At 50.6% G+C, this 7,960-nt stretch carries 6 protein-coding genes and 1 pseudogene; 4 read left to right on the top strand and 3 right to left on the bottom strand.

All coding sequences use genetic code 11. The features are described 5' to 3' along the window. Positions 1–3: 3 nt before the first annotated feature. From Undi14_RS18020 to flgB, 3 genes are all read left to right on the top strand, one after another. Positions 4–3,171 (top strand): CusA/CzcA family heavy metal efflux RND transporter, encoded by a 3,168-nt coding sequence (locus Undi14_RS18020; RefSeq protein WP_200182124.1) that lies wholly within the window; start codon positions 4–6, stop codon positions 3,169–3,171. A 340-nt stretch (positions 3,172–3,511) separates the two neighbouring features. Continuing rightward, entirely contained in the window at positions 3,512–4,420 is a 909-nt protein-coding gene (locus Undi14_RS18025) for a cation diffusion facilitator family transporter (RefSeq protein ID WP_200182136.1), read from the top strand. A gap of 229 nt (positions 4,421–4,649) precedes the next feature. Continuing rightward, complete coding sequence (flgB, locus tag Undi14_RS18030; RefSeq protein ID WP_200182125.1) at positions 4,650–5,078, top strand: flagellar basal body rod protein FlgB; 429 nt, start codon at positions 4,650–4,652, stop codon at positions 5,076–5,078. 221 nt (positions 5,079–5,299) lie between these two features. Here the strand turns inward: flgB and Undi14_RS18035 are convergent, their stop codons facing one another. Then, positions 5,300–5,479 carry a hypothetical protein gene (locus Undi14_RS18035; protein ID WP_200182127.1) on the bottom strand — a complete coding sequence of 60 codons (180 nt, stop codon included), beginning with the start codon at positions 5,477–5,479 and terminating at the stop codon, positions 5,300–5,302. Positions 5,480–5,489: 10 nt separating this feature from the next. Next, positions 5,490–5,735 (bottom strand): annotated as a pseudogene (locus Undi14_RS18040) (chromate transporter); the annotation flags it as partial. 35 nt (positions 5,736–5,770) lie between these two features. Here Undi14_RS18040 and Undi14_RS18045 point away from each other — a divergent pair. Further along, a complete protein-coding gene (locus tag Undi14_RS18045; protein ID WP_234030688.1) occupies positions 5,771–6,034 on the top strand; it encodes a DUF4158 domain-containing protein in 264 nt (87 codons plus the stop codon). 49 nt (positions 6,035–6,083) lie between these two features. On the opposite strand, the gene Undi14_RS18050 is transcribed toward Undi14_RS18045, so the two are convergent. Continuing rightward, positions 6,084–7,280: a tyrosine-type recombinase/integrase gene (locus tag Undi14_RS18050; protein ID WP_200182132.1), complete on the bottom strand. Its 1,197-nt coding sequence runs from the start codon at positions 7,278–7,280 to the stop codon at positions 6,084–6,086. Positions 7,281–7,960 lie beyond the last annotated feature (680 nt).

The raw sequence follows: 7,960 nt of genomic DNA on the forward strand, positions 1-7,960 counted from the left end.
ACCATGTTTGAACGAATAATTCAATCAGCCATCGGTCACCGATGGCTTGTCATGCTGGCCGTGCTTGCAATGGCCGCCATTGGCGTCTATAGCTATCAGAAGCTGCCGATTGACGCTGTGCCTGACATTACCAATGTGCAGGTACAGATAAACACCAGTGCCAACGGTTACTCGCCGCTGGAAGTCGAACAACGTGTGACATTTCCGATAGAGACGGTGATGGCCGGCCTTCCTAACCTGGAACAGACCCGCTCACTGTCGCGTTATGGGCTGTCGCAGGTGACGGTCATCTTCAAAGATGGTACCGATATTTACTTTGCGCGCCAACTCGTTAATCAACGTATCCAGGAGGCAAAGGAAAACCTGCCTCAGGGCGTTGTACCAATGATGGGACCGATCTCCACCGGCCTGGGCGAAATCTATTTGTGGACTGTCGAAAGTGAACCGAACGCGAAGAAGCCTGACGGCAACCCGTACACGCCGACTGATCTGCGCGAGATCCAGGACTGGATCATCAAGCCGCAGTTGCGCCAGGTGGAAGGCGTCACTGAGATCAATTCGATTGGAGGATATGCCAAGGAATATCACATCACGCCAGATCCGGTGAAGCTCAGCTCCTATGGACTGACACTCAAGGACATCGTCGGCGCGATTGACCGCAATAACAACAACGTCGGTGCCGGCTACATTGAGCGCAAGGGCGAACAGTTTCTGATCCGCGCACCTGGCCAAGTGCGGACACTAGATGACATCCGTAACACTATTTTGAACAATGTTCAGGGTGTACCGATCCGTGTCCGCGATGTGGCTGAAGTTGCCATTGGTCGCGAACTGCGTACCGGTGCAGCCACGGAAAATGGCCGTGAGGTTGTGCTTGGCACTGTCTTTATGCTGATCGGCGAAAACAGCCGTGTAGTCTCCCAGGCCGTCGCAAAACGGATGGAGGCCGTGAATCGTTCCCTGCCGGTTGGCGTCAAGGCTGTGCCAGTCTACGACCGTACCGTGCTAGTCGACAAAGCGATCGCTACGGTCAAGAAGAACCTGCTCGAAGGCGCAATCCTGGTCATCGTGATTCTGTTCCTCTTCCTGGGAAATATTCGCGCGGCAATCATCACTGCGATGGTCATCCCGTTGGCCATGCTCTTCACCTTTACCGGAATGGTGACCTACAAGGTAAGTGCCAATCTGATGAGTCTGGGGGCACTGGACTTCGGCATCATTATCGATGGTGCCGTTGTGATCGTCGAAAACTGTGTACGTCGCCTGTCGCATGCACAAGAGTATTTCAAGCGTGAGCTCACTTTGCGCGAACGATTCCATGAAGTGTTTGCCGCCGCCAAGGAAGCCCGCCGTCCGCTGCTGTTCGGGCAGTTGATCATCATGGTCGTGTACCTGCCGATCTTTGCTCTTGCCGGAGTTGAGGGAAAAATGTTCCATCCGATGGCCTTTGCCGTGGTCGCAGCACTGCTGGGTGCCATGATTTTGTCCATGACCTTTATTCCAGCCGCCGTCGCGCTGTTCATCGGCAAACGCGTGGCTGAAAAGGAAAATCGCCTGATGGTGATGGCGAAGAATGGCTACGAGCCGTTGCTGGCAAAGGTTATGAATAATGCCACAGCGGTGATCACTGGCTCTATTGTGTTGATCGCACTGTGCGGCTTGTTGGCAACGCGCTTGGGGAGTGAGTTTGTGCCTAATTTAAACGAAGGTGATATCTCAATCCAGGCGTTGCGCATCCCGGGCACTAGCCTTAGTCAGTCGCTGGAAATGCAGAAAAAGCTGGAAACTGGCCTGAAAGCCAAATTTCCTGAAATCGATCGCGTATTTGCTCGTACTGGCACTGCAGAAATTGCATCGGATCCGATGCCTCCGAATATTTCGGACGGCTACATCATGTTCAAACCAGAAGCAGAATGGCCTAAGCCGAAGAAATCCCGTGACGAACTCGTCGCTGAAATCAAGGAGGAGTCCGAAAAATATGCAGGCAATGCTTATGAGTTCTCGCAACCGATCCAGCTGCGCTTCAACGAGCTGATCTCTGGTGTTCGTAGTGACGTCGCCGTAAAAGTCTTTGGCGACGACATGGATGTATTGGCTGACACAGGCAAGAAAATTGCCGATGTGCTGCAGCGTATCCCGGGCTCCACTGAAGTGAAGGTGGAACAAACAGGAGGTCTGCCGATGCTGACCGTAAAGATAGATCGAGAGAAGACAGCTCGCTACGGCCTGAACATTGGTGATGTACAGGAAGCATTGGCAATTGCCACCGGCGGCCGTGGGGCCGGTATCATGTTCGAAGGCGACCGCCGCTTCGACATCCTGGTACGCCTGCCTGAAACACTGCGTAGCGACTTGGACGCATTGCGCCGTCTGCCTATCTCGCTGCCGGCACAGGCGGGCTCCGTCACCTCGTTCATTCCGCTGAGCGAAGTGGCTACGCTGGACTTTGCTCCTGGTCCGAACCAGATAAGCCGTGAGAATGGTAAGCGTCGCATTGTCGTCAGCGCGAACGTCACTGGTCGCGATATCGGTAGTTTTGTTCCAGAGGCAGAGCAGGCGATCGCCAAAAACGTAAAAATTCCGTCTGGATATTGGACGACCTGGGGTGGCACGTTTGAGCAACTTCAGTCCGCAACCAATCGCCTAAAGATCGTCGTACCTCTGGCACTATTTCTGGTGTTCACACTGTTGTTCGTGATGTTTAACAACGTAAAGGATGGCTTGCTGGTCTTTACCGGCATTCCGTTTGCACTGACCGGTGGCATCATCGCATTGTCGTTGCGGGACATTCCAATGTCGATCTCCGCAGCAGTGGGCTTCATCGCTCTGTCAGGAGTAGCGGTCCTCAATGGTCTGGTGATGATCTCCTACATCCGATCTTTACGTGAGGAAGGCATGAGTCTGGACACTGCGGTAGTCACTGGTGCCTTAACCCGCCTACGTCCCGTGCTGATGACCGCATTGGTTGCTTCGCTGGGCTTCGTGCCGATGGCGCTAGCTACCGGGACAGGCGCGGAGGTGCAACGCCCTCTGGCAACCGTTGTCATAGGTGGCATCCTGTCTTCGACGGCGTTGACCTTGCTGGTGCTGCCTTTACTGTACCGCTTGATGCATCGTAACGATCCAGCGGAAAAGGACGTTGTTTACGATGATGCGCAACCAGTGCACTAACTCGAAATAACTCCGTGTAGATTGCGGCCGCGTCGCCGACCGCGGCTTTCCGACTCATCGAAAGGTGAGTCGGTGGGCCTATTTACACTAAATACTGGCAATCAAGCAGGTGATGAATATGAATCCCAATGAAATTATTTCGCACGCTGACCAGACATTTGTCTTGATCATCGGCACTATTGTGGTGCTGTTAATCCTTGGTGGAGTTATTTGGTGGCTGGAGTACAGCTACGAGAAAGATAACAAGAAAAATCTCAACCCCTATCTGGATATCGTCAGTCATCCAGTCAAACCGCATGAACATCATCGCCATAAACGGCACCAAAAATCAGGAGAAACGATGCGAACGAATCACCCTCATTCAGTAAATGAAGGAATGAGTGAGAAGCCGCTATGGACAGCATTAGTATTAACAACGACGTTCTTGATTGCAGAAGTCATTGGCGGAATTTTGACTAATAGCTTGGCACTGATTTCCGACGCAGCCCATATGTTTACCGATGCCGCGGCATTGGCGGTTTCTTTGATAGCCATCCGGATCGGCAGGCGTGCGGCAGACAGTTTGCGCACATTTGGATACTATCGATTTGAGATACTTGCCGCTGCCTTTAACGCGGTACTGCTGTTCCTGGTGGCCATGTACATATTGTATGAGGCATATCAGCGAATCAATAATCCTCCAGAAATTCAATCTGGCACCATGCTCATCGTGGCAACACTAGGCCTGATCATCAATCTAGTCAGTATGCGCCTGTTGGTAGGCGGTAAAGACAATAGCCTCAATGTCAAAGGTGCCTATCTGGAAGTGTGGAGTGACATGCTCGGATCGGTGGGTGTGATAGCTGGCGCAGTGATTATTCGATATACCAGTTGGGCATGGGTAGATTCTGCTATTGCTGTCCTCATAGGTTTGTGGGTTCTCCCCCGTACATGGACGTTGTTAAAGGAAAGTCTAAATGTATTGCTTGAGGGCGTACCGGAACAACTCAATTTCCTTGAAGTCAAGAAAGCGATAGAGGAAATCGATTGCGTCGTGAGCATTCATGATCTGCATGTTTGGGCAATTACCAGCGGCAAAGCTAGTCTGACAGCACATGTAGTCACTGAACTGGCGATCCCTAACCAGCAGGCTCTTCTGAGAAAGATTCGTGACGCCATCGCAGACCAATTCGATATTCATCATTGCACCATCCAAATGGAAACTGAACCATGCGAGGACGCTGGTGAACATGGCTATGGGGAGAAATGAATAACCCGCAGGCCGCGACCACACTGCTAACGGGATTCAAGCGACTGCAACACCCTACGTTGTACGGCGGGGGAGTATCGGCCCGTGTTTTGATATTGACGCTGTGGTGGGCGTATCTCTGGTTGCTTCGTTGCCGATATAAGAATGGAAATCTTACACGACTACCATCAGTGACCTGTTACAAGCCTGACTTGCCGCACGACTATCTCAATCTGAGTAGGAGACTGAAATGGACAATGTAAAAGGTGGTTCACCGAGCGTATTTAATGGCTGGGCCAAAGAAGATTTTTGGGAAAGCGCGCTCCGAATTTCAGAGAAACGGTTGACAGTGCTGGCGTCTAATATCGCCAACGCTGATACGCCAAACTATAATGCGCGCGACATCGACTTTCGCGCTTCGCTGCAGCAGGCTATCACGGCCAATGCACTGATGACCGCCGAAGTCGAATTATCCGGGATACCTACGAAGAAAATGCCGTTCGCTGCTACGCTGATGTACCGTATACCGATGCAAGTCTCAGTCGATGGTAATACCGTCGAGATGAATACTGAGCGTACAGCATTCGCAGACCAGGCAATCCGGCATGAATTTCTCATACAGAAGGTTTTGGATGAGTACAAGGAAATCGAATCGCTCTTTAAGAATATGATCGAGTGATATCTGTATTGGATGCAAAAATGAAAACGAATCAATTGCTATGCCTGGCTCTCATCACTGTAACGCTGGTCGGGTACGGAACAAACTAACCAGATGAGTTGGGCTCGCGGACAGGACCATCACTATCTTTTGACGAAAATACTTTACGAAGTCTCTGAAAATGAAACTCCGGCATAGAATTCGCCGCCAACCTCAAGCTACTTAACTGAGGGCTAATAAAATTAGTAAGCTGGATCGAAGGCGAGCGGCTTCAATGTGACTGTGCTTTCAAAGGCGGGAATCGTGATCATAGTTGAGTGCTCCTTGTAAGTTCCGGCAACGGTGTTGCCCGCACCGACGGCAGTTACTGTGACGGCTGCCTGCAGCAGCGTACGGCGAGACAAATCAACGGACGGGTTCATGTAGATATTCTCAAACGTGGTGCATTAAAGGGAAAATCGCCAAGCCGATCAGTGCTGCGCTGGCGACGATGACGGGTTCCTGCAATTTCTTGAATTTCCACAGCAGCACGCCTGTCACCAGTGCCAGCGTCGCCGTGGGAATATCGGTAATGGAACGCTCGGCCAGCACCACCACCGAACCAGCGATCGCACCGACTGCAGCAGCCGTGATGCCGTCGACGAAGGAGATCAAAGCCGGGCGTTTTCCATATTTGCGAACGTGCTGGCTGGCGACTACCGTCGAGGGCGATCTTGGCAAAATACGACCAATCGGGTACTAAATCGGTCAACCAGCAGCGCCTGAGGTCATTCGTCGGAATTCGTAGCATGGATGCTAAAGCGGATCGATGGATTGAGGAGCAGGCACTGCAGGCGACACAAACCAAGCAGGAGCTACCTGACATCATTAATGTCCTAATCGAAGAGTTGGTTCAGCGCCGCTTCGAGCTTCCCGGATTCACGAACCTATTTCGACTGGCGCGCGAAGCACGCACCAGCGTCAATGACGCCATCTAAAAAAACGTAATCCCGGCCGCCCCTCAATAATCAAGAGAAACTAAAGTAATTACCAATTGATTTTGTGTTTCCCCTCAGTCTCAGCATGCCTAATATCATCTGTGGAGTGTAAATACGTATTCGTTGTGCTAATAGATTCATGCCCTAAATTATCGCGAACATGTCGCAGATCGACGTCATTATTCGCCATATGAGATCCCGCCGTGTGACGTAGCCAATGAGCAGAGGCCAGCTCAACCTGGGCGGCAATATGGTCGAATTCTCCACCTTGATTGCGAAGACGAAGGGCCGTATCGTCAAATACGCTTTTTACAACCAGGTGCAGCGCCCCCCGCGTCATGGTGCGCTGTTTGCTGCCAATAGCAATCAGCAGCGGCATTGTTTCCGTATTGGAGGGCAGGGGAGAGAAACCTTTCTCACGGCGGTATCGAGCCAATTCCACCATCAATTCATTCGTTGCCGGAATAATCCTTGTTTTATCTCCTTTGCCGGTGACCTCCAACCACCAGCGCTCTTCGCCGGATTTATCTCGCCGTGCAAAAAATCCTCCCATCGTATTGTTGACGACTTCGGATATGCGCAAACCGCATAAATACAGCAATGAAAAAAGCCAGCGTAGCCGGAAATAATGTTCGCGCTGCCGATCCGTTTCCTTGGGCATTAAATCGATGGTCAGTTTGACCTCGGCCCACAGTTCATCATCCAGATAACGGGTAACGCGCGGACTGCTTTTTCGATTACGTTGTCGGGAGAGAGAAAGGGGATTTCCTGCCAAATACCCTGCGTTGACCAACCATGAAAACATCGTGTTGAGGATGATAATGGCTTGTCGTTGACTGGACGCTGCGAGCGGGCCGGCAAAAGGGCGCCAATCCGGATGACTCCGGGCGACTTTACGACCCGGCATGATCCATTGAGATACCGGCTCTGGAGCGGCAATAAATTTTTGATAAGTTAGCATATCCTCATGCGTGAGCGACGAGATTGGCTTTTGCAACGTTATCCTTGACCACAGAACCAGACGCTCGGCTTCCTTACGATAATTATCGAAAGTAGTTTTAGTCTGCAAGAAACGCGCGAGCCAGGCTTTGATTGCATCGACATCAGTATTCGCGGCAATTTGTGGGCGATTTCCCACGGCTCGGTTGGAACCATTGCTGCCATCTAAAAAAATTGGAAGATTGGTCGACTCAATGGCCTCTGCCAGTTCGACGATTGCATATTGAGAGGGATTTGGAATATCCATTGACGCAGTTGAGTGAAAATTTGCATGCTTAAATATTACTCGACATTATAATAGTAATGTCATATTTATGAAGCGATTAGCTAGATTTTGTATGTGATACGTTGCTTCTTTATTTCGTATTTAAAAGCGAAAACCATCGTCACCACGATTTCGCCACGCAAATTTGTCATCTGGCGCTCACAGATATTATCTTCAGAATACAGTTGGAACAAAGAATTGTTCTACGGACGATGTGTCGTCTGCACTGACGGAGTAATCAAATCGCTACCCTAGCCAACCAGGTTGGCCTCGAAGACGAAGAAAATAAGTCTCCGCTATGCTTGCTACATACAGAATAAGATCCTACCAGGGTGACTAAGGTTGCGACGAACGCAACCACGACACTAAGCCCTTATCAGTTAGCCCTTCCGTCTGTGTCTGTTGTGCGAATTCTTATCCGCCTCATTTCAAAAAATGCCGCATAAACAGGTGTTTCGGCAAGGATGGGGATCGGACACTGTGTTGATTTCAAATCGTTCTCTAGACATGCGGAATTGAATTATGTGTGCAGAGCTAAGTGTGCGTGATCGATTTGATATGTTTTCCCGATTCTACTGTGGAAGTAAATGTGATACATGTGTGCGAAATGCCGATGTATCTAATTTACTTCCCAAAATGTATCTAAATTAGTTCCGAGCGCT

This window comes from Undibacterium sp. 14-3-2, from assembly GCF_016595265.1.
Classification (GTDB): Bacteria; Pseudomonadota; Gammaproteobacteria; order Burkholderiales; family Burkholderiaceae_D; genus Undibacterium; species Undibacterium aquatile.

Excerpts from the sequence above, each read along its gene's own strand:
- flgB (WP_200182125.1), top strand. The coding sequence starts at position 4,650 with ATGGACAATGTAAAAGGTGGTTCACCGAGCGTATTTAATGGCTGGGCC.
- Undi14_RS18035 (WP_200182127.1), bottom strand. The coding sequence starts at position 5,479 with ATGAACCCGTCCGTTGATTTGTCTCGCCGTACGCTGCTGCAGGCAGCC.
- Undi14_RS18050 (WP_200182132.1), bottom strand. The coding sequence starts at position 7,280 with ATGGATATTCCAAATCCCTCTCAATATGCAATCGTCGAACTGGCAGAG.
- Undi14_RS18025 (WP_200182136.1), top strand. The coding sequence starts at position 3,512 with ATGCGAACGAATCACCCTCATTCAGTAAATGAAGGAATGAGTGAGAAG.
- Undi14_RS18020 (WP_200182124.1), top strand. The coding sequence starts at position 4 with ATGTTTGAACGAATAATTCAATCAGCCATCGGTCACCGATGGCTTGTC.